At 72.0% G+C, this 20,968-nt stretch carries 19 protein-coding genes; 8 read left to right on the forward strand and 11 right to left on the reverse strand.

Going from position 1 to position 20,968, the window contains the following annotated elements; all coding sequences use genetic code 11:
- Positions 1–422: 422 nt before the first annotated feature.
- Both HHX41_RS04050 and HHX41_RS04055 read right to left on the reverse strand, forming a co-directional pair.
- Complete coding sequence (locus HHX41_RS04050) at positions 423–671, reverse strand: hypothetical protein (RefSeq protein ID WP_182904864.1); 249 nt, start codon at positions 669–671, stop codon at positions 423–425.
- Between the two features lie 23 nt (positions 672–694).
- A complete protein-coding gene (locus HHX41_RS04055; protein WP_182904865.1) occupies positions 695–1,741 on the reverse strand; it encodes an NAD-dependent epimerase/dehydratase family protein in 1,047 nt (348 codons plus the stop codon).
- Between the two features lie 198 nt (positions 1,742–1,939).
- Here HHX41_RS04055 and HHX41_RS04060 point away from each other — a divergent pair, with 198 nt between their 5' ends.
- Entirely contained in the window at positions 1,940–3,352 is a 1,413-nt protein-coding gene (locus HHX41_RS04060) for a methylation-associated defense system protein kinase MAD6 (RefSeq protein WP_169983703.1), read from the forward strand.
- 108 nt (positions 3,353–3,460) lie between these two features.
- A complete protein-coding gene (locus tag HHX41_RS04065) occupies positions 3,461–3,868 on the forward strand; it encodes a pyridoxamine 5'-phosphate oxidase family protein (RefSeq protein WP_169983702.1) in 408 nt (135 codons plus the stop codon).
- 54 nt (positions 3,869–3,922) lie between these two features.
- On the opposite strand, the gene cydB is transcribed toward HHX41_RS04065, so the two are convergent.
- The gene (gene cydB / locus HHX41_RS04070; RefSeq protein WP_182904866.1) at positions 3,923–4,897 is read right to left on the reverse strand and encodes a cytochrome d ubiquinol oxidase subunit II; all 975 of its coding nucleotides are present in this window, start codon (positions 4,895–4,897) and stop codon (positions 3,923–3,925) included.
- A 12-nt stretch (positions 4,898–4,909) separates the two neighbouring features.
- The gene (locus tag HHX41_RS04075; protein ID WP_182904867.1) at positions 4,910–6,298 is read right to left on the reverse strand and encodes a cytochrome ubiquinol oxidase subunit I; all 1,389 of its coding nucleotides are present in this window, start codon (positions 6,296–6,298) and stop codon (positions 4,910–4,912) included.
- A 138-nt stretch (positions 6,299–6,436) separates the two neighbouring features.
- Between HHX41_RS04075 and HHX41_RS04080 the strand changes: the two genes are divergently transcribed.
- Positions 6,437–7,063, forward strand: coding sequence for a uridine kinase (locus tag HHX41_RS04080; protein ID WP_182904868.1), 627 nt, complete (start codon positions 6,437–6,439; stop codon positions 7,061–7,063).
- Position 7,064: 1 nt separating this feature from the next.
- Here HHX41_RS04080 and HHX41_RS04085 read toward each other — a convergent pair whose 3' ends face one another.
- Genes HHX41_RS04085 through HHX41_RS04095 form a run of 3 tightly spaced genes read right to left on the reverse strand, consistent with a single transcriptional unit; the run spans position 7,065 to position 11,642 of the window.
- A complete protein-coding gene (locus tag HHX41_RS04085) occupies positions 7,065–9,212 on the reverse strand; it encodes an MMPL family transporter (RefSeq protein WP_310741767.1) in 2,148 nt (715 codons plus the stop codon).
- 10 nt (positions 9,213–9,222) lie between these two features.
- Complete coding sequence (locus HHX41_RS04090; protein ID WP_182904870.1) at positions 9,223–11,223, reverse strand: multicopper oxidase family protein; 2,001 nt, start codon at positions 11,221–11,223, stop codon at positions 9,223–9,225.
- Entirely contained in the window at positions 11,220–11,642 is a 423-nt protein-coding gene (locus tag HHX41_RS04095; protein ID WP_182904871.1) for a DUF6220 domain-containing protein, read from the reverse strand. Before HHX41_RS04095 ends, HHX41_RS04090 begins: the two co-directional genes overlap by 4 nt.
- A gap of 200 nt (positions 11,643–11,842) precedes the next feature.
- Here HHX41_RS04095 and HHX41_RS04100 point away from each other — a divergent pair, with 200 nt between their 5' ends.
- A complete protein-coding gene (locus HHX41_RS04100) occupies positions 11,843–13,075 on the forward strand; it encodes a sensor histidine kinase (RefSeq protein ID WP_182904872.1) in 1,233 nt (410 codons plus the stop codon).
- Positions 13,072–13,770 carry a response regulator transcription factor gene (locus tag HHX41_RS04105; protein WP_182904873.1) on the forward strand — a complete coding sequence of 233 codons (699 nt, stop codon included), beginning with the start codon at positions 13,072–13,074 and terminating at the stop codon, positions 13,768–13,770. Before HHX41_RS04100 ends, HHX41_RS04105 begins: the two co-directional genes overlap by 4 nt.
- Positions 13,771–13,794: 24 nt before the next feature.
- Here the strand turns inward: HHX41_RS04105 and HHX41_RS41580 are convergent, their stop codons facing one another.
- Genes HHX41_RS41580 through HHX41_RS04120 form a run of 3 tightly spaced genes read right to left on the reverse strand, consistent with a single transcriptional unit; the run spans position 13,795 to position 17,096 of the window.
- Entirely contained in the window at positions 13,795–15,207 is a 1,413-nt protein-coding gene (locus HHX41_RS41580; protein WP_310741768.1) for an NAD(P)/FAD-dependent oxidoreductase, read from the reverse strand.
- 12 nt (positions 15,208–15,219) lie between these two features.
- A complete protein-coding gene (locus HHX41_RS04115) occupies positions 15,220–15,924 on the reverse strand; it encodes a response regulator transcription factor (protein ID WP_182904874.1) in 705 nt (234 codons plus the stop codon).
- A complete protein-coding gene (locus HHX41_RS04120) occupies positions 15,921–17,096 on the reverse strand; it encodes a sensor histidine kinase (protein ID WP_220503730.1) in 1,176 nt (391 codons plus the stop codon). The genes HHX41_RS04115 and HHX41_RS04120 overlap by 4 nt, the downstream gene beginning before the upstream one ends.
- A gap of 131 nt (positions 17,097–17,227) precedes the next feature.
- Here HHX41_RS04120 and HHX41_RS04125 point away from each other — a divergent pair, with 131 nt between their 5' ends.
- Positions 17,228–18,124 (forward strand): ABC transporter ATP-binding protein, encoded by an 897-nt coding sequence (locus HHX41_RS04125; protein ID WP_182904875.1) that lies wholly within the window; start codon positions 17,228–17,230, stop codon positions 18,122–18,124.
- Positions 18,121–18,903 (forward strand): ABC transporter permease, encoded by a 783-nt coding sequence (locus HHX41_RS04130; protein WP_182904876.1) that lies wholly within the window; start codon positions 18,121–18,123, stop codon positions 18,901–18,903. Before HHX41_RS04125 ends, HHX41_RS04130 begins: the two co-directional genes overlap by 4 nt.
- Positions 18,904–18,907: 4 nt before the next feature.
- Here the strand turns inward: HHX41_RS04130 and HHX41_RS04135 are convergent, their stop codons facing one another.
- Complete coding sequence (locus tag HHX41_RS04135; RefSeq protein WP_182904877.1) at positions 18,908–19,840, reverse strand: hypothetical protein; 933 nt, start codon at positions 19,838–19,840, stop codon at positions 18,908–18,910.
- 222 nt (positions 19,841–20,062) lie between these two features.
- Between HHX41_RS04135 and HHX41_RS04140 the strand changes: the two genes are divergently transcribed.
- Positions 20,063–20,779: a maleylpyruvate isomerase family mycothiol-dependent enzyme gene (locus tag HHX41_RS04140; RefSeq protein ID WP_182904878.1), complete on the forward strand. Its 717-nt coding sequence runs from the start codon at positions 20,063–20,065 to the stop codon at positions 20,777–20,779.
- Positions 20,780–20,968: the final 189 nt, after the last annotated feature.

Genomic DNA, 20,968 nt, shown 5'->3' on the forward strand with positions numbered 1-20,968 from the left:
CGGCCGGTCGGTAGCGCGCCATGGGCGGAATCCCCGCCGCCGTCGCGTCGCCGACCCGGTAGGAGGGATTCCGGACCATTTCCCCGATGTTCACAGGTGACCCACCGTGTACGCAACGAGAACGAGCGGCATTCGAGGTTCCGTACGAAGAGTGACGATCAGATCACAGCTTGCGATAGCCTTTGATCCTGATTTGTCCCGCGATGAGTAGTTGTCTGTCCGATTTGTCCGCGGCCCTTTCCGGAATTTTGGGTCAGCGCGCGACACGCCGTCATTTGTCTCAGAGGACGGCATCGGGCGGCATATCCGGGCGCCCGCGACACCTGGGCAAGGCGCCCGGAACCGCATGCTAATTGGGGATGCCGGAGACGATGTTACCGAAAGTGATGCCGTCGTCACACACCCGGGAGTGGGTGGCGCGGTCAGGCGCCGAGGTCGCGCACGGCGTTCTCCAGGCAGCGGGTGAGTATCTCCACCCGCTCCTCGGTCACCGGCTCGTCGCTGTGGGCCTCGGGCAGGTCCGCGCGGCGCACCACCACGAGCTTGCGGTGCCTCTCGTCGAGTTCGTCGATCGGCAGCACGAGGCACTCGCCCCGGACGAAGACCAGCGCGACGTCCGGATCGGCCGACTCCAGCAGCCGGCGTACGCAGTCGGGGTCGAGCAGCGCCATCGTGCCTCCCTCTCGGCCGGCGTTCACGGACGCGTGCCCACGCCCGTCGTGACCTCCTTGAGCCGCTCCCGGCCCGAGTCGGGCGCGAGCGGCGGGGTCTCCATGCCCGCACCGCGCCGCATGCCCTCGATCACCGCGCGCAGGGCGTCCACCGCGCTGTGCCGCGGCTGCCAGCCCAGTTCCTCACGGGCGCGGGTGGTGTCCATGATCGGGATCTGCAGGACCATCTCCACCATGCCGGGCGAGGCCGGGATCAGCCGCAGGTGCCAGCCCGCCGACACCGCCGTACGCACCACCGCGGCCGGGAGGGGCACCCGCCGGGCGCCGAGCAGGTCCGCCAGCACGGAGGCGTCGATCAACGGGTCGGCGGCCAGGTTGAACGCCCCCCGCACGTCGCGGGTGAGCGCCAGCCGGAACGCCTCGCCGGCGTCCCGCGAGTGCAGCGCCTGGAACCGCAGGCGCGGCATGTCCGGCACGAACGGGATCAACTCCGGCCGCATCAGGCGCTGCGGCAGGAACGGCCCGGCGAACAGCCGTCGCTGCTCGGTCGCGGCCTCCTCCTTGAAGATGAACCCCGGGCGCATCCGCACCACGCGGATGTCCGGGTGGTCGCGCTCGAAGATGTCGAGCACGCGCTCGACGTAGGCCTTCTCCCGGCCGTACGCGGCGTTCGGCCAGCCGTGGGTCGGCCAGGACTCGTCGACGGGCGGGTCCTTGGGCCCGGGCGAGTACGCCCCCACGGACGAGGAGTGGACGAGGACCGAGACCCCGGCCCGGGCGGCGGCGTCGAAGACGCGCGCGCTCCCGAGCACGTTGGACCTCCACGTGGTGACCGGGTCGTGGGTGGGCTGGAACAGCCAGGCCAGGTGCACGACCGCGTCGGCGCCGGCGAAGATCGGGTCGAGGTCGTCCCGGAAGACGTCGGCCGTACGCCATTCGGTCTTCGCCGGACGCCAGCCCGGCATCCGCCTGGCCACCCCGACGATCGAGGTCACGCTGGTCTCGGACTCGAGGGCGGTGAGCACGCTCGTGCCGACGTTCCCGCTCGCACCAATCACGACAACTCGCATGAAATACTCCGTTTCCGGACACTCGCCGGTGCAAACCGGTTACCGGCCGACGTACGGCCCCCTCCCCGGCGCGGTGGCGATCAAGCGGGAGCTCCAGATTTCCCCTGGGACAATGCGGGGAAATCAGTGGTGGCGCGGGAATACCGCTACCTAGGAGGATTAAGTTCTCAATCTGGTCAGAGAGGCGGAGTAGCGGAGATGGCTCAGATCGTCGGTGGCGGACGCCCCGTCAATGACGCCGAGCGAAGGGTCATCGCGCACCTGCGGGACAACGCCCCTGACGACTGGCTGCTGCTGCACAACATCGAGGTGCCGCGCGGCGCCGACCTGTTCGAGGTGGACGTGGTCGTGCTCACCGGCCACTCCCTCGTGGTGATCGACGTGAAGGGAGCCAGGGGGCGGTTCGAGGTGTCGGGCACCCGGTGGTTCCCCCAGCACCGGGAGGCGTTCGGATCGCCGGTGGCCAAGCTGCGCGGCACCGCCCGGGCGCTGAAGGGCCTGCTCATCGAGGAGCATCGCGAGCTGGAGCGGTTGTACGTCGACAACGTGGTGGTGCTGACCGCCCCCGGTGCCGTCCTCGTCGACCCCGGCGGCCGCGACGCCCGCCACGTCACCACCATCGCCGGGCTCATCCCCATGCTCAGCGACGTGTCCCGGGTCAGGCACGGATGCAGCCGGGACGCCGGGCCGTACCGGACCGCGATCATCGAGGCGCTGAACGGCACCGTGCGCCGCTCGACCGCGCCGCCGCGCTTCGGCAACTGGGAGGTGGAGGAGCAGCTCGGCGGCGACAGCCGGGTCACGGAGTATCGCGCCGTCAACGCGACCGCCCCGACCAGCGGGACCGTGCTGCTGCGGGTCTACCGCGCCGACCCGCTGGCCGAGCAGCGGCGGCGGGTGGCCGAGCAGCGCCGGATCGCCAACGCCTACCAGTCGCTCGCCAAGATCCCGCCGCATCCCTGCGTCGTACGCTCGCGGGACTTCTTCGCCATCGACGACGAGAGCCGGTTCGTGCTCGTGCTCGACGACGTGCACGGGCAGGCCCTGCACCTGCATCTGACCGGGCGGAAGCTGGGCATCGACGCCAAGCTCGGCGTGATGGAGGACATGCTGGACGGCCTCGCCCACGTCCACGCCAACAACGTCATCCACCGGGCGCTGACCCCCGCCTGCGTGCTCGTCACCGACGACGGCAACGGGATGCTGACCGGTTTCGACTACGCCAAGCCCGGCCCGCGCAAGCACACCGTGGCCAACGAGCTGCCGAACATCCTCGACGTCCACTACGTCGCCCCCGAGTGCCGGGCCCGCCCCGAGCGGATGACCCCCGCCGCCGACGTGTACTCGGCCGGGGTGATCGCCTTCCAGCTCCTGACCGGCGAGCTGCCCATGCCCGGCGTGGACGCCGAGCCGGACGCCGGCGGCGTCGCCCCCGAGGTCATGGACCTCGTGCGGCGGATGCGCGACCCCACGCCGGCCAAGCGCCCGGACGCGGTCACGGCCCTCGCCGAGCTGCGGGTGGCCCGCGACGCCCAGCCCCGGCGGCGCGCGCCGTTCGGCGGCAGGCTCAGGAACGCCCTGCGCCGCCTGTCCCGTCCGGCGCACCGATGATCCTGGGGTTGTTCCGGCCTCCCGGCCCGGGCCGGGAGGCCGATCGACGTCGATGACGGGACCTTCGTCCCTAACCCGCCCGCCGGTCGATCCCGCAGGCTTGCAGACATGAAGCTCGACTCGGCCGGCCTGGAGATCCTCAGCGGAGGAGAATGCCTGGACCTGCTGGCCTCCGCCCCCATCGGCAGGATCGTCTTCACCGATCGTGCCCTCCCCGCCGTCCAGCCGGTCAACTTCTGCCTGCTCGACGGGAACATCGTCATTCGCACCGCCGCCGGTTCCAAGCTCGCCGCCGCGGCACGCAACGCCATCGTGGCCTTCGAGGCCGACGACTTCGACGTGTCGTGCCGTACGGGGTGGTCGGTGACCGCGGTGGGTCCCGCCCGTGCGGTCTCGGAACCGGAGGAGATCGCCCGCCTTTCGGCGCTGCCGCTCACGCCGTGGGTGCCCGGAAACCGCGACCACTTCATCGTCATGGCCCCCGAGCAGATCTCCGGCCGCCGGCTCAACAGGTAGCGCCCATACGCGAAACGCCCGCCTCGTTCCCCGAGGCGGGCGTTCTCGCGTGCGTCAGCGGGTGACCGTCAGGCGGCGGCGGAACACCCAGTAGGTCCATGCCTGGTAGGCGAGGACCACGGGGGTGAAGATCGCCGCGACCCAGGTCATCACGCCCAGCGTGTACGGCGTGGACGCCGCGTTGTGGACGGTCAGGCTGTTGGCGGGGTCGAGCGCGGGCATGACGTCAGGCCACAGGCCGCCGAACAGCGTGACGGTGACCGCGACGATCGCGGCGGCGTTGGCGGCGAAGGCCCAGCCGTCCCTGCCGCGCAGCGTCGCGACGAGCGCGCCGGCGATCCCGGCAGCGGCGGCCGCCACGCTCACCCAGGTGCCCGGGGTGCCGGTCATGAACTGCGTGACCAGCAGGAACGCCCCGCCCAGCACGAGGGCGGACAGGCCGGTCCACCGGGCGGCCGTCCTGGCCCGGTCGCGCAGCTCGCCGGTCGTCTTCAGCGCCGTGAACACGGCGCCGTGCAGGGTGAACAGCGCCAGCGTGGCCAGGCCGCCCAGCAGCGCGTACGGGTTGAGCAGGGTGAGCAGGCCGCCGGTGTACTCGTGCGCGGCGTCCAGCGGGACGCCGCGCACGATGTTGGCGAAGGCCACGCCCCACAGGAAGGCCGGGCCGAGCGAGCCCCAGAAGAACGCGCGGTCCCAGCCCCGGGTGCTGTCGCTCTTCGAGCGGTACTCCAGGGCGACCCCGCGCACGATCAGGGCCAGCAGGATCAGGAAGAGCGGCAGGTAGAAACCGCTGAACAGGGTGGCGTACCACTCGGGGAAGGCGGCGAACGTCGCGCCGCCCGCGACCAGCAGCCAGACCTCGTTGCCGTCCCAGACGGGGCCGATGGCGCGCACGAGCGTGCCGCGCTCGGCCTCGTCGCGGCCGAGGACCGGCAGCAGGACGCCGACGCCGAAGTCGAACCCCTCCAGCACGAAGTAGCCCGTCCACAGGACGGCGATGAGCAGGAACCAGACGGTGGTGAGTTCCATGACGGCGGTCCTTCAGTAGGAGAGGGCGGGGAGAGCGGGCCCGTCCTCGTGGACCGCGTCCTGCGGCTCGGGCCCCTTGCGGATGAACTTCAGCAGCAGGCGGACCTCGATGACCGCCAGCACGGCGTAGACCACCGTGAAGCCGACCAGGGTGGTGGCCACCTCGCCGACGTCGGAGCCGGGGGAGACGGCGGCGGCGGTCCGCATCATGCCGAAGACGGTCCACGGCTGGCGGCCCATCTCGGTGAAGATCCACCCGAGCGTGTTGGCCAGGAACGGCAGGCCGATGCCGAACACGGCGGCCCGGTAGAACCAGGGGCCGGCCGGCAACCGTCCGCGCCGGGTCAGCCACAGCCCGGCCAGCGCCAGCAGCCCGGCCAGCGCGCCGAACCCGATCATCAGGCGGAACGACCAGTACGCGAGGCCGACGACGGGGCGGTAGTCGCCGGGGCCGTACGTCTTCTCGTACCTGGCCTGGATGTCGTTGATGCCCTCCACCTTGCCGTCCAGGGTGTTGGTGGACAGCAGGCTCAGGCCGTAGGGGATCTGGATGTTGATGTGGTTGCGGCCGTTCTCCACGTCGCCGACGGCGAAGATGGAGAAGCCGGCGGAGGTCTCGTCCTCCCACAGGGCCTCGGCGGCGGCCATCTTCATGGGCTGCTGCTGTGTCATGATCTGCGCCTGCCAGTGGCCGCTCAGCGCGACGCCGGCCGACGCGGCCAGCGTGACCACGAGCGCGGCGCGGGCCGACTTCCGGAACAGGTCCGTCTCACGCTTGCGGGCGAGCTGCCAGGCGCTCACGCCGATGACGAACGCCCCGGCCGTCACGAACGCGCCGAAGATGACGTGGGGGAACGCCGCGAGGGTGGTCGAGTTGGTCAGCACGGCCCAGATGTCGGTGAGCTCGGCCCGCCCGGTGGTCGGGTTGAGCCGGTAGCCGACCGGGTGCTGCATCCACGAGTTGGCGGCGAGGATGAAGTACGCCGAGATGTTCGTGCCGATCGCGGCCAGCCAGATCGTGGCGAGGTGGACCCTCTTCGGCAGCTTGTCCCAGCCGAATATCCACAGGCCGAGGAAGGTGGACTCCAGGAAGAAGGCCATCAGCCCTTCCATCGCCAGCGGCGCGCCGAACACGTCCCCGACGAACCGCGAGTAGGCGCTCCAGTTCATCCCGAACTGGAACTCCTGGACGATGCCGGTGACGACGCCCATCGCGAAGTTGATCAGGAACAGCCTGCCCCAGAACTTCGTCATCCGCAGGTACGCCGCGTCGCCCGTACGGTGCCAGGCCGTCTGGAACCCGGCCACGAGGACCGACAGGCCGATCGTGAGGGGCACGAACAGGAAGTGGTAGACGGTCGTGATGCCGAACTGCCACCGGGACAGATCCAGGACGTCCATGGGGGCTCCACAATCATGAAGGGACGTCTGAAGCCTGGCCGAGACGCGATCACGCCCCCAGGGCTACCGGACCCGGCCGGAAAGGACCTTCGTCACCATCCTCCCGGGACTGTTGGCGCTGATTGAGATGATTGAGGGGTGCGCGCCCGTCCCGTCTCCCCGTCCCTGCTCGTGGAGGAACTCGCCGATCTGATCGCCGCCCGGCCGCGCGACGCGTGGGTGCGCGTCGCCGTGGACGGCGCACCCCCCACCGAGCCCGGACGGCTGGCCGACGACCTGGTGGAGCCGCTGCGCCTGCGCGGCCGGGACGTCCTGCGGGTGCCCGCGGCCGGGTTCTGGCGCCCGGCCTCGCTGCGGCTGGAGTTCGGCCGGACCGACCCCGACGTGTTCCACGACGAGTGGCTGGACGTGGGCGGCCTCCGCCGTGAGGTGCTCGGGCCGCTGGAGGCGGGCCGTACGGGCCGGGTGCTGCCCTCGCTGTGGGACAGCGTGCGCGACCGGGCCACCCGCGCGGACTACGTGACGCTGAAGCCGGGCGGGGTGGTGCTGGTCGACGGCACGCTGCTGCTCGGGCGCGGCCTGCCCTTCGACCTGACCGTCCACCTGTCCCTGTCGGCCGCCGCACTGGCCCGCCGCACGCCCCCCGGGGAGCGGTGGACGCTGCCCGCCTACGAACGGTACGAACGCGAGGCGGACCCGGCGCGGGCCGCGGACGTGGCCGTCCGCGTCGAGGACCCGCGCCACCCCGCCCTGGTGATCCGATGACTCAGACCCCGACCTCCTCCGCGACCTCGGAGGATGGAGCCGGGGCCGGCTTCGGTGCCCGGCGCCCGGGCATCCACCAGTTGGCCTTGCCGCACAGTTCCATCACCGCGGGGACGAGGACCAGCCTGATGATGGTGGCGTCGATCAGCACGGCCACGGCCATGCCGAGACCACCCTGCTTCACCGCGACGTCGGAGCCGAGCAGGGATGTCGTGAAGACGGCGATCATGATGGCGGCCGCGGCCGTGATGACCTTGGCGGTCCGCGCCATCCCGCGGGCGACGGCCGCCCGGGTGTCGCCGGTGCGCTCGTACTCCTCGCGTACCCGCGAGATCAGGAAGACCTCGTAGTCCATGGACAGGCCGAACAGGACCGGGAAGATCATCATGGGCACCCACGTCGTGATCGGCATGGTCGTGGGGAAACCGAGGGCCGAGCCCAGCCATCCCCACTGGACGACCGCGACGAGCACGCCGTAGGCGGCGCCGATCGACAGCAGGTTCATGACGGCGGCCTGCAGCGCGATCGTGACCGACCGGACCAGCGCGATCAACAGCAGCAGTGACACCGCGACGACGACCGCGATCATCAGGGGCAGGCGCGAGCTGACGTCATCGGCTGTGTCGATCGTCGCGGCGTTCGGACCGCCGACGTAGACCCCCTCGCCGCCGGGTGCCTCGGGCAGCACGTCGTCGCGGAGCCGGTGCACCAGGTCCGCGGTCGCCTCGTCCTGGTATCCGGTCGTGGGGAAGGCCATGAAGATCGCGGCCTGCCCGTCCTCGCTGACCTGAGGAGGCATGGCGTAGGCGATGCCCTCGGTCGCGCCGACCGCTGCGACGAGGGGACGCAGATCGGCCTGGCCGGATCCGACCTCGGCGGCGAAGATCAGGGGTGCGCCGTAGCCGGGACCGAAGCCCTCGGAGAGGATCTCGTACGAGAGGTAGCTGCTCCTGTCTCGGGGCTGGACACTGGCGTCGGGGTTGCTCAGCCGCATCGACAGCGTGGGAGCGGCCAGCACCACCAGGACCGCGCCGGCCAGAGTGGCGGAGGCCAGCGGCCTGCGCTGGACCACGCCGGCCCAGCGCTCGGCGAGGGTACGGCGCTCCCGGGACGTGCGGCGGGGCAGGCGCAGCGCGTTGATCTTGTAGCCGGTGAAGCCCAGGAACGCCGGCAGCAGAGTCACCGCGGCGATCATCGTCACCAGCACGATCACCGATGTGGCGACGGCCACTCCGGTCATCAGCCGCTGTCCCATGACGATCAGACCCATCAGCGCGATCACGACGGTCGTGCCGGCGAACAGCACCGCGTGACCAGCGGTGGTGATGGCCTTGACCGTGGCGCTTTCGGGGTCGTCGCCGTCCTGCAGGCCGTCCTTGTAGCGGGTCACGATGAACAGCGCGTAGTCGATGCCGACGCCGAGCCCCACCATCGCGGCGATGATGACGGTGAAATCCGGCGCGGGGACCAGGTAGCCCACCAGCTTCATCAGGGCGATTCCGGCGGCGATCGCCAGCAGTGCGGTCACGATCGGCAGGCCCATCGCCACCAGTGACCCGAAGGCGACGAACAGGATCACCGCTGCCGCCAGGATGCCCACGCTCTCCGCCGAGCCCTGTGGGGGCGTCTCGGCCTTCTCCGCCTGAGTCCCGCCCAGCGCCAGCGTCACGCCGTCGCCGGAAGCGTTCCTGACCATGTCCACCAAGGGCTTGATCTCGGTCTTGTCCACCTCCTTCCGGGTCAGCGGGATGGTCGTGCGGGCGATGCGGCGATCCGCGGTCACCAGGCTCTTGTCCTGGTAGGGCGAGGTCACCGGTCCTACGACCGGTGCGGCCGTCAGATCGGCGAGTGCCTTCTCGATCTTCTGACGGGCGGCGGGGTCGTCGACTCCCCGCTCTGCCCTGATGGCGAGAGTCAGCGTGTCCCCCTGCCGCTCGGGGAAGTGCCTCTCGATCAGCGCCTGCGCCTTGGCGGAGTCGGAGTTTCCGCCCGAGAAGTCGTTCTCGGGGGCGGCGCCGTAGCCGAAACCGGCGAACGCCACGGCGATCACCCCGACGATCCAGGTCAGGACGACCAGGCGGCGCCGCCGATAACAGAACCGGGCCAGTCTCGCCAGAGCTCCGTCAGTACGGGGAGTCTCGATCGACACCAATTTCTCCTCACGTCGTTGAGCCATGGCCCGGGCTCGCGCCGTGCGAGCCGCCGAACGGCGTGGTGACGCCGTCGTAGCGGAGGCGCAGCATCATGCCCTGATGCGCATGGGGCAGGTTGTGGCAGTGGTTCATCCAGATGCCGGGGTTCGCGGCGCGGAACGCGACTTCCCATGTCTCGCCCGGGCGGACGTCGAACGTGTCCACCCACAGCGGGCTGCCCGTCGCCGGCGTCCCGTCCCTGGACAGGATCAACACGGCATGGCCGTGCAGGTGCCAGGGATGTGTTTCCAGGCTTCGGTTGACGACGGTGAATCGGACGATGTCGCCTTCGGCGACGAGCTGGTCGGGGATGGAGGGGTGGCCCCGGCCGTTGACGGTCTGCGCGTACGCCGGCCGGCCGTCGACCATGGCCACGCCTCGATCGAGGACCATGGTGAAGTGCCGGTCCGCATCGCGGGCGTCGAAGGGCACGGCGGCCGGTGCCCCGTAGCGCAGCAGGTCGAGCTCCGGCAGGCCGGAGGTGTCCTCGGCGCGGGCGTCACCGGCGTCGGCATGCGGGCGCAGGAGCAGTCCGCCGTCACGATCGTCGTCCACCACGAGTGCCACGGGCGTGTCCGGCATGACGAACACCAGGTCGTATCGTCCGCCGGCGGCCAGGCGCAGGCCGACGTCCTCGACCTCGCCGGGTCTGTTGAGGTCCCGTCCGTCGACGGCCGCCACCCGGAACGGGGTTCCGGCGAGGACGATCCGATGCGGGACCGAGTCGGTGTTGATCAGTCGCAGCCGCACGGGTTCACCGGGTGACACGTCGTGTACGGTCCGGCCGTCCCTGTCCGCGATCACGACGGTGCCCTCGAAGGTGTGCACGGGCAGTGTCAGGTCCGTCCGCTCCGCCGGGAGGTGGTCGCCGGTTCCTCGCCCGTCGCGCGGTCTCACGACGAGGGTTCCGTACAGCCCTTTGTGCACCCCGACGTGGGACGCGTGATGCGTGTGGTACCAGTAGGTGCCCACTTGGTCGGCGCGGAACCGGTAGACGAAGTCCGCACCCGGGCCCACATCCTTCTGGGTCACACCCGGCGCGCCGTCGTCACCGCACGGCACGTCGTAGCCGTGCCAGTGCAGGGTCACGCTGTCCTCGATGTCGGCGTTGCGCAACCGCACTTCGATCAGGTCGCCCTGGGTCGCCGTGATCGCCGGACCCGGCACCTCGCCGTTGTAGGTCCACGCGTCGATCTCCCGTCCGGACGCGAGCCGTACCGTGGCCTTCTTCGCGGTGAGCACGTGCCGCCGCACGGCGCCACCCGGCGCCGGTGCGCCGGAGAACCGCAGGCCGGCCACCGACGCTGTCGCCCGGGACGAGCGTCCGGGACCACCGCCCAAGGCCACCGATGGCGTGGACAGGAGCGACAGCCCGGTGCCGGCGCCGGCCGCGGTCGCCACGACCGCGCCACCGGTCCAGGCGACGAACCGGCGGCGCGAGACCTCCCGCCCGTCCTCCGGCGCCCGTGCGGCACCCGCCGCAGCGGCGTTCCGGGCGGGAGGCGCGACCACGCGCGCGGTCAGCAACGCACCGGCGCACACGAGCGAGATCGTGATCAACGCCGTGCTCGGAGTGAGCGGGTACCCGCCCAGGAAGGTCACCGCGAAACCGGCCAGCGCGGCGTACGCCGCGGTGAGCACCGCGACCACGCCGGCCGCGGAGCCGCCGTCGCCCCGCCCCCGCCTCGCGGCGAGCAGTCGTGGTCCGGCGAGCAGCACGGCGCCGGTCGCGGCGGCCCCCAGCAGCGGCAGCCCCAGCAGCACTTTCTCCTGGACGAACCACCAGCCCCGGCCGGCCAGCATCGCCACGGTGACCACCCGGACGAGCGTCACGAGCACCGCCGCGGCGAGGGCGGCGAGCGCCGTCCGGACGCGCCGCAGCGCCAGTGTGACGCCCGCCGCGAACCACGCCACGCTGCTCAGCAGCGCGACGGCGTGGTCCGAGACGATCAGCGGTGTGGTGCTCACGGAGCCGGTCGCACGGGTGTGCCCGGCCCGGACATCCGCCGGGCCTGCCGGACGATGGTCATGGCCACCGCCATGATGGCGAGACCGCCGACGGCGTGCAGACCGAAGACGAGCTCGCCGGCGGTCGTGCTGCCGCCCGCGTCGTCGAACGCCGCGGCGATCACCCGGATCACGGCCTGGAGAACCGCGAGCCCGGCGACCAGGCCGCTCATCCCGATGAGCCGCCCGGGCATCCGGGCCACCGCGGCGACGACGGTCACCAGGACCGCGAGCAGGACGATTCCGGCCCCCAGCATGCGGTGCGTCTGGAAGGACTCGTCGTTGGACGCCGTGGCGAACGCACCACTGGCGGCCAGGAAGAACTGTGCGACGACGGCCAGCACCTGCAGGATGGCCAGGCCGGCGAAGAATCTACGCATGGCGCGCTCCTCCAGGTTGGGGAGGGTGATCGTTCATGGCGGAAATCGTCGCGCCGGTGAGGTGCCGTGCCCTCTGACAGCGGACGGCCGCGTCTACGCAATCGGACGTAGAGGATCCCTGTCCCGCTACGTCCGTCGGCGTAGCAGGTCGCGCGTCCGGGCGGAGCGTCGTCCGGGTACGGGAACAGTACGATCACGGCATGGAGCACCGAGCCGCGTCGTTGCGCCTTCCTGTGCCGGCGCAGGAGGTGTCGCTCGCGGTCTTCATCACCGTGATGCAGATTCAGGGCACGATCATCCGCACCACCGGCGAGGTGGTGCAGCGTCCCCTCACCGATCTCGGGAACCTCGGATTCGCGCTGCTCGCGCTGAACGGCCTGATCCTGACCGTCCGCCGCCGGTGGCCGGTGCCGGTGTTCGTCGTCGCCGGGCTCGCCAGCCTGGTGTATTACGGTCTCGACTTCCCGGACGGGCCCGGCTGGCTCGGACTCTTCGTCGCCCTGTACACCCTCGCCGCTTACGGTGACGGGCGCCGGTCGTTGGTGATCGCCGGCGTGGGCACCGCCGTGCTCGCCGTCTGGTGGCTGGTCACCGCGGCCGACATACAGCCGCACGCCGCCATCGGCTGGGTGTACTTCCGCATCGGCGCGTCGGTCATGAGCGTGGCTCTCGGTGAGTCCGTGCGATCGCGGCGGGTCATCGCGGCCGAAGCGGAGGCGCGTGCGGAACTGGCCGAACGGACCCGCGAGGACGAAGCCCGTGCGCGGGTCGACGCCGAGCGGCTCAGGATCGCCCGCGAAGTCCACGACACCGTCGCGCACGCCATCGCGATCATCAACGTGCAGTCCGGGGTCACCGCGCACGTGCTCGACAAGAGACCGGAACAGGCCCGCGCAGCGCTGCAGGCCATCGAGCAGACCAGTTCCCGGGCGCTGCGGGAGATGCGCGCCATCCTCGGTGTGCTCCGTGACGACGACGACGGCCGCGCGCCACACCCCGGCCTGGAACAGATCGGCGAACTCACCGCCAAGGCACGCGACGCCGGGCTGGACGTCACGCTCGAAGCGCCCTCCCCCGCGACGCCGCTGCCGAGCGCGGTGGACAGTGCCGCCTACCGGATCCTGCAGGAGTCGATCACCAATGTGATCCGCCACGTCGGTCCGACCCGGGTGACGGTCGCGCTGAATCCGGGCGTCGACATCCTGGAGATCCGCGTGGCCGACGAGGGCCGCCGCACCGGGTCCGGCGGCGACTCCGCGAGTCGAGCGGCCGGCGACGGCACGGACACGCCGGGTGGGGCCGGCCGCGGCATTCTGGGCATGCGCGAGCGCTGTCAGCTGCTCGGCGGAGACCTCGACGCCAAGCCGACTCCGGGCGGAGGGTTCGAGGTCACGGCCCGCCTGCCTCTCGTGCCGACCGGGTCGCGTCTATGAACACGGCATTCGTGTCACCGCCGGCTTCCTCTCCGATCAAGGTGCTGCTCGCCGACGACGAGGGGCTCGTGCGATCGGGGTTCAGACTGCTGCTCGACCTCGAAGACGACATCACCGTGGTCGGCGAGGCGACCAACGGGGCCGAGGCCGTCGAGCGCGCCCGCGCGACCCGCCCCGACGTCGTCCTCATGGACATCCGCATGCCGAAGCTGGACGGGATCCGGGCCACGGCCGAGATCACCCGGATACGCGGACTGGAGCGCGTCCGGGTTCTCATCCTCACCACCTACGACACCGACGCCCACGTTTTCGAGGCACTGCAAGCCGGCGCCAGCGGCTTTCTGCTCAAGGACGCCGGACCGGCCGAGCTCCTGCACGCCATCCGGGTGATCGCCGCGGGAGAGGCCCTGCTGGCACCGCGGATCACCAGACGCCTCATCGGCCGGTTCACCGCGCTACAGACGGCGGCCAAGGCCGCGGAGGACCGGCTCGCGGTGCTCACCGAGCGCGAGCGGGAGGTGCTGGCCCTGGTGGGCCGGGGCCTGAGCAACGACGAGATCGGCGCCGAGCTGTCCCTCAGCCCGGCCACCGCCCGCACCCATGTCAGCCGCGCGATGACGAAGCTGGGAGCGCGTGACCGCGCGCAGCTGGTCGTCATCGCCTACCGGACAAGACTGGTCAGCCCCGACGGGTGACCACGCGACGGACCACGACGCCGGTTAGAGCCCGTACGCCTCCAGCAGGCGCAGCCACACCTCGCTGACGGTCGGGTAGGCCGGTACGGCGTGCCACAGGTCGTCGAGGGTCACCCCCGCGGTGACCGCGATCGTCGCGGCGTGCAGCAGCTCGGCCGCCGCGGGGGCCACGAAGGTCACGCCGAGCAGCACCCGGCGGCGCTCGTCGACCACCGCCTTGGCCCTGCCGCGATAGCCGTCGCCGAGCAGGTAGCCGCCGGCCACCTGCTCCATGTCGTACTCCACCACCCGCACGTCGAAGCCCTCCGCGCGGGCCTGCGCCTCGGTGCGGCCCACCGCGCACACCTGCGGATCGGTGAAGACCACCTGCGGCACCCCGGCGCGGTCCGCGCGGTCGCGCATCCCGGGCCGGTCGTCCGCCTCGCCGCGGGCACGGGCGGCGACCACGTCCGCGGCCACCCGCGCCTGGTACTTGCCCATGTGCGTGAGGAGCGCGAGGCCGTTCACGTCCCCGATCGCGTAGAGCCAGCCGTCCGCCACGCCGGCGGCCCGCATGCTCTCGTCCACCTCTATCGGGCCGGACTCGGGCAGCCCCACCGAGGCCAGGCCGAGGTCGTCCGTGGCGGCCCGGCGGCCCGCCGCGACCAGGATCTCGTCGGCCGTGACCGTTGCGCCGCTCGCGAGCCGCACCGTGACCTCGCCGTCCGGCTCCGGCCGTTCGACCTTCTCCGCGCTCTCGTGCATGCGGACGTCGATCCCCTGGTCGGCCAGCGACCGCGCGACCGTCTCCCCGGCGAAGGGCTCCATACGCCCGAGCAGCTGACCGCCCCGGACGAGCATCGTGACCTCCCTGGCGCCGAGCCCGCGCATGGCCTGGGCCATCTCGCACGCGACCACGCCGCCGCCGATCACGACGAGCCGGTCCGGTACGGCACGCACACCGGTGACCTCACGGTTCGTCCACGGCCCGGCCGCGGCGAGACCGGCCACGGGCGGGATCACCGGGCGGCTTCCGGCGGCCAGCATGACGGCGTGGTTCGCGACGAGCGTGCGGGTGCCGCCGTCGGCCGTCGTGACCTCGACCCGCCGGGGGCCGGTGAGCCGTCCGGTGCCGCGTACGAGCGTCACGCCCGCCGATTCGAGCCAGCGCACCTGCCCCTCGTCGTCGTAGTGCGAGACCACGGCGTCACGCCGGGCCAGCACCGCGGCGGCGTCGATCGGGCCGCCGAGCCTCAGCCCCGTGACCCGGCCCACCTCACCCGCGAGGTCCACCGGCCGCAGGAGCGCCTTGCTCGGCATGCAGGCCCAGTAGGAACACTCCCCTCCCGCCAGCTCGCTCTCCACGATGACGGTGCTCAGGCCGGAGGCGGCCACCCGGCCCGCGGCGACCTCACCCGTCGAACCCGCACCCACCACGATCACATCGAAGACGTCCACGGCTCCACCCTGTCACCCCTGCGGCCGTGAGGTGGAGACGAGTCCCCCTTCGTAGGCGGCGATGACCAGCTGGGCCCGGTCCCGCGCGCCGAGCTTGGCGAGCAGGTGGCCGATGTGGGTCTTCACGGTGGCGGTGCTGACGTGCAGGTTCGCGGCGATCTCCAGGTTGGACAGGCCGCGTGCGACGAGGGTGAGCACCTCCCGCTCACGGCCGGTCAGCCCGTCGAGCGCTCCCGTGGCCGCCCGGTTCGGGGCAGCGGCCGGGCCGCGGGCGAACTGTGTCGACTGGGCGAACTGGGCGATCAGCCGCCTCGTGACGCTCGGCGCCAGCAGTCCCTCCCCCGCGGCGATGACGCGGATCGCGGCCAGCAGGTCGGCGGGCGGGGTGTTCTTCAGCAGGAACCCGCTCGCCCCGGCCCGCAGCCCCGCGTAGACGTACTCGTCGAGGTCGAACGTGGTGAGGATCAGCACCCTGGTGCCGAGGCGTTCGGCGCAGATGCGCCGGGTCGCCTCGATGCCGTCCATGCCGGGCATGCGCACGTCCATCAGCACGACGTCGGGGCGCTCCGCGCGGGCCAGTTCGACGGCCCGCGTCCCGGTGCCGGCCTCGCCGACCGCCACCAGTCCCGGCGTGCTGTCGACCAGCAGGCGCAGGCTGCCGCGCAGCAGTTCCTGGTCGTCGGCGAGCAGCACCCGGATCGGACCCGGATCGTTCACCTCTCCTCCCCCCGCAGCGGCAGGCGGGCGCGCACGCGGAAACCGCCGCCGGGAAGCGGACCGGCCGTGAAGTCCCCGCCGTGCGCCGTGACGCGCTCACGCATGCCGATCACACCGTGTCCGGCAACACCGTGCCCGGGCGGGCCGGGGGGCAGGACCCGGCGGCCCGGCCCGTCGTCGGTCACCTCGACGCGCAGCCGTCCCTCCTCCTCGTCCACCCGGACCCGGCACCGGGCCGGGGCCGCGTGCCTGACCACGTTGGTGACGGCCTCCTGGACGATCCGGTGGACCGCGAGCTCCAGCGCCTCGGACAGGCCGCCCGTCACCCGGACGTCCAGGTCGACCCGTACGCCCGCGGCCGCCGCGCGCTCGGCGACGTCCGTCAGCGCCGCGAGCCCGGGCGCCGGGGACAGGCCCTCGGAGACAGCGCCGGGAGCGGTGCGCAGGACACCGAGCATGTGCCGCATCTCGGTCAGCGCCTGCCTGCTCGTGCTCTCGATGACCCGCAGCGCCTCCAGCGCCTCCTCCGGCCGCCGGTCGGCCACATGCGCCGCGACCCCGGCCTTGACCCCGATGAGGCTGAGCGTGTGGGAGACCACGTCGTGCATCTCCCTGGCGATGCGCAGCCGCTCCTCGGTGACGGCGCGCTCGGCGGCCTGCCCGGCCAGGCGGGCGGCGTACGCCCGGCGCTCCCGCACCGCCCGGCCGATCGTCCAGGCGCCGCCCAGCGCGAGCGCGGCCAGCACGACGGTCTCCGCGATCCGCCTGACCTCGGGCTCGGCCGACACGCCGCCGAACGCCGCGAGCAGCAGCGCCCCGGCGGTCAGCACGCCGATCGCCGCCGTCGGTTCCCACCGGCGCCGCCGTGTCGTGAGCGCGACCGGATAGAGCGCGTACGCCGCGGCGGCCAGCGGTTCCCGCACGACGCCGAACGCCATGGCCGCCATGGACGCGGCCGCGACGACGCAGAAGACCGGCAGCGGCCACCGCCGCCTCGCCGCGAGCGGCAGCGTCATCGCGGCGATCAGGGCCAAGGCCGCCGGGTGGTGCACACCTGGAGGGTTGACGACCAGCACGAACGCGTAGCCCAGCCCGGCCAGCACGTCGAGCGCGACCAGCTCACAGGGGCGCAGCGGCCGGGGGAACAACGGCCGCACGTCCGGATCGTCCACGCGCCCACGCTAGCCATACGTGCGCACGCTCGCCTCCTGCCCCGGTCTGTCATGCCACGGTCTGAGACACGTCCCGCGGATCGCACGCCGCTCCGACGCGAAGAGCGGGGGCTCCGCGAGACCGTCGGGAGATGATCGAAGTCAGAGAGCTGACCAAGCGCTTCGGGCGCACGGTCGCCGTGGACGGGCTGACGTTCCACGTGAAACCAGGCCGGGTCACCGGGTTCCTCGGGCCGAACGGCGCGGGCAAGTCCACCACCATGCGGATGATCCTCGGCCTGGACCGCCCGGCGAGCGGCGAGGCGCTGGTGGGCGGCCGCCGCTACGACCGCCTCCGTCACCCGATGCGGGAGGTGGGCGCGCTCCTGGACGCCGGCGCCGTCCAGGGCGGCCGTACGCCCCTGGGTCACCTGGGCTGGATGGCCCGCGCCAACCGCATCGGCCAGGACCGGGTCGTGTCCGTCATCGAGCAGGTGGGGCTGGCCGGAGTGGCACGCAGGCGGATCCGGGGCTTCTCGCTCGGCATGCGGCAGCGCCTCGGTATCGCCGCCGCGCTCCTCGGCGACCCCGGAGTGCTGCTGCTGGACGAGCCGGTCAACGGCCTCGACCCGGACGGCGTGCGCTGGATCCGCGAACTGCTCCGCGGCCTCGCCGCGGAGGGGCGGACGGTGCTCCTGTCGAGTCACCTGATGAGCGAGATGGAACTCACCGCCGACCATCTGGTCGTCATCGGACGCGGGCGCCTCATCACGGACACCTCGATGCGGGAGCTGACCGCCGTACGGGACGTCTTCGTCCGCAGCAGCCGCGCCGCGGACCTCGCCACGGCGCTGTCGGCCGCGGGCGGGACGGTCGCGGCCGAGGACGGCGGGGGCCTGTCGGTGCGCGGCCTCGACCCGGTGGAGATCGGCGACCTCGCCGCCCGGCACGCGATCCCTCTCCACGAGGTCACCCCGCGCGGCGCCTCCCTGGAGGAGACCTACATGCGGCTCACGGCTGAGCTCACAGCGGAGGAGGCGAACCGGTGATCGACGCTCTCGCCGCCGAATGGCTCAAGCTCCGCACTGTCCGATCCACCTCCGTGGTTCTCGCCGTCGTCGCCGTCGTCGTCGGTCTCATGGCCCTGCTGGCCTGGTACGCCGCCCACCTGTGGGACGGCCTGCCGCCCGGTCGGCGCGACCACCTCGAGGTGTCGTCGCTGCCCGAGGTGACGCACACGCTCGCCTCGCTGTGCCTGGCCGTGCTGGGCGTCCTCGCCTTCTCCGGCGAGTTCGGCACCGGGATGATCCGCACCACGTTCACCGTGCTGCCGTCACGCGGCCGGGTGCTCGCCGCCAAGGCGGTCGTCGTCGCGGTCGTCGCCTTCTGCACGGGCCTCGCGGCCGTGCTCGCGACGTACGCCGCCGGGCGGCTCATCATCGGTGACCGGCCCGTTCGCGGGCAGTCGGCGGAGGCGCTGAGCGGGCAACTGCCGCTCTTCCTGGCGATGAGCCTGTCCATCGCGATGTTCGCGCTCCTCGGACTGTGCCTGGCCGCGCTCACGCGCTCCGCCGTCGCCGCCGTCGCCACCCTCGTGGCGGTCTGGTACGTGCTGCCCATCGTCGGCTTCAACCTGCCGGCGCCCTGGAACGAGCGTGTCGGCTCGATCCTGCCGGGCGCCCTGGCGGGCCAGCTGGCCGGCACCGGCAACCCCCAGTCGGTCGGCGGCGCGCTGCTGTCGCAACCCGCCGCGCTCGCGGCGATGGTCGCCTGGGTGGCGGTGCCGTACGCGGTGGCCGCCGTCCTGCTGGCCCGCAGGGACGCCTGACGGCTCAGGAGGCGGTCTGCGGCAGGCAGGCGGCGCCGGTGGCGGCCCCGGTGGTCGCCCCGGTGGTCGCCCCGGTGGTCGCGGCCTCCGGCTTCGCGTCGAGGGACACCGCGGCCGTGAGCGAAAGGGTCAGGGGCAGGGTGAGAGTGGGCGTGCAGGCGGGAGCGCACGCCGCGGGCTTGACGACCGGCTGCGGCACGGGCTTCTCAACCGGCTTCACCACGGGCTTGACGACGGGCTTGACGACCGGCTTCTCGACCGGCTTCACCACGGGCTTGACGACCGGTGCCGCGGCCGGCTGCGGCGTGGGGGTGGCGGGCCGCGTGACGGGGTCCACCTGTGGCCGGGGCGACGGAGCGTCCGGCTTCGCCTTGCCGCCCGCCTTGCCCTCCTCCTTGCCCTTCTCGTCGCCCTTCTCGTCGCCCTTCACCTCGACGGACCGATCCACTTCGGTCTCGTGCTCGTCCACCCGCGGGGAGGCCGTCGTCTTGCTGTTGTGCTCCTCGCCGTCGCGGTTGATCTCGACCGCCTCGGGCGCGTTCTCCTGCGTGGACAGCCGGTCCTGGTTGCCGTACTGCTGCGCGACGGTGCTGTCGTTCTGCCAGTTGTACGGCAACGCCTGCGCGTCCGTCGTCTCCTTCTGGTAGGGGACGAGGACCAGCGTGAGGTCACGCATCAGGAACTGGTGCTGGCGCTGCTGCTCCCGCAGCCGCTGGTTGTGCCGGTGCCCGTTCTTCTGGCGGTTGCGCTGCCCCCGTGCGTGCGGATGGCCGAACCGGACGAGGCTGTGCTGTGCGGACATCGTGGCGGACATCGTGGCGGGCAGCGTGGCGGCCCCCGCCGGTGTGGCGACGAGAGGAGCCCCCGCGATCACGGCGCCCCCGGCGATGACGGCGCCGATCGCGAGGATCCCGGCGACGCTCGTGCTTTTTGCCATTTCGTTTCCCCCTAGAACTACCGCAGCACAATCACGGAACAAGCGCCGTGCTTACCGATCTCGGGGTTTCCACGTCGATCATCGGACAAACGGGCCAAGAGCCGGTTTTTCCTTTCCCCTGCGCTTTGTTGGGGCCGCTGCCCGTTTGAATGTCCGCTTTCTGCGGGAAATGTCCCGACACCGCCCAAGTGAGGGCTGACCCCCTCCGGGTACGGCTCAGGCATGACCTCAGCACGGGACGAACTGGCGGGGCTCGACCCCTTCGACATCTTCGACACCGAGGCGGCACGGCTGGAGCGCTTCTTCTCCTCCCTCGACGACGACGGGTGGAGCCGCCCCTCCCGGTGTGACGGCTGGACGGTACGTGACGTGCTCGCGCACCTGGCCGGCGAGGAGTTGTACAACCACGCGTGCCTGGACGACGACATCGACGGGTTCTTCGAGCTGCTCGACCACGAGGGCGTGCGCGGCGGCTTCGACGGCTTCAACGAGTGGTGCGTGCGCAAGCGGCGCGCCCTGCCGGTGGAGCAGGTGCTCGACGAGTGGCGGACCAGGAACAGGGAGACCCGCGCGCGCATGCGCGCCCTCGGCCGCGACGGCACGCTCCACACGTCGGCCGGCCCCTACCCGGCGGGCCTGCAGACCTTCCACTACGACTCGGAGTACGCCACGCACGCCGACGACGTCGGGGCGCCGGTGACACAGGACGAGGCCGGCGACCGCCTCGACTGGCGGGTCCACGTCGGCGTGTCCGTACTGGAGGAGCAGGGGCCCAAGGCGCGGGTCGAACGCGCATGCGGCCGGGTTCAGGTGCAGGTGGACGGCGGCCTGACCGCCGACCTGTCCCCCGAGGAGTTCGTCGAGGCGACCGTCGGCCGTCTGCCCGCCGGGCATCCTCTCGACGCCCGCGTCCGCGGCGCCCTGCGCTGCCTCGCCTGAGCGACGAGGAGACGCCGGGCGCCCCCGCGGGCGCCCGGCGTGCGGGACATAAGGGATCGGACCGTGCCCTCGGCACCGGTGGTAATAAGCCGCTCGTCTCCCGCCTCGGCGGGACCGCCGCCCACAACCGGGTGCGCCCGGGAGCGGGCCGTACGAGCGTGATCGTGCGGACGGTCACGGCGATCGCGC

The sequence above is a fragment of the Microbispora sp. H13382 genome (genome assembly GCF_014161445.1).
Lineage (GTDB): Bacteria > Actinomycetota > Actinomycetes > Streptosporangiales > Streptosporangiaceae > Microbispora.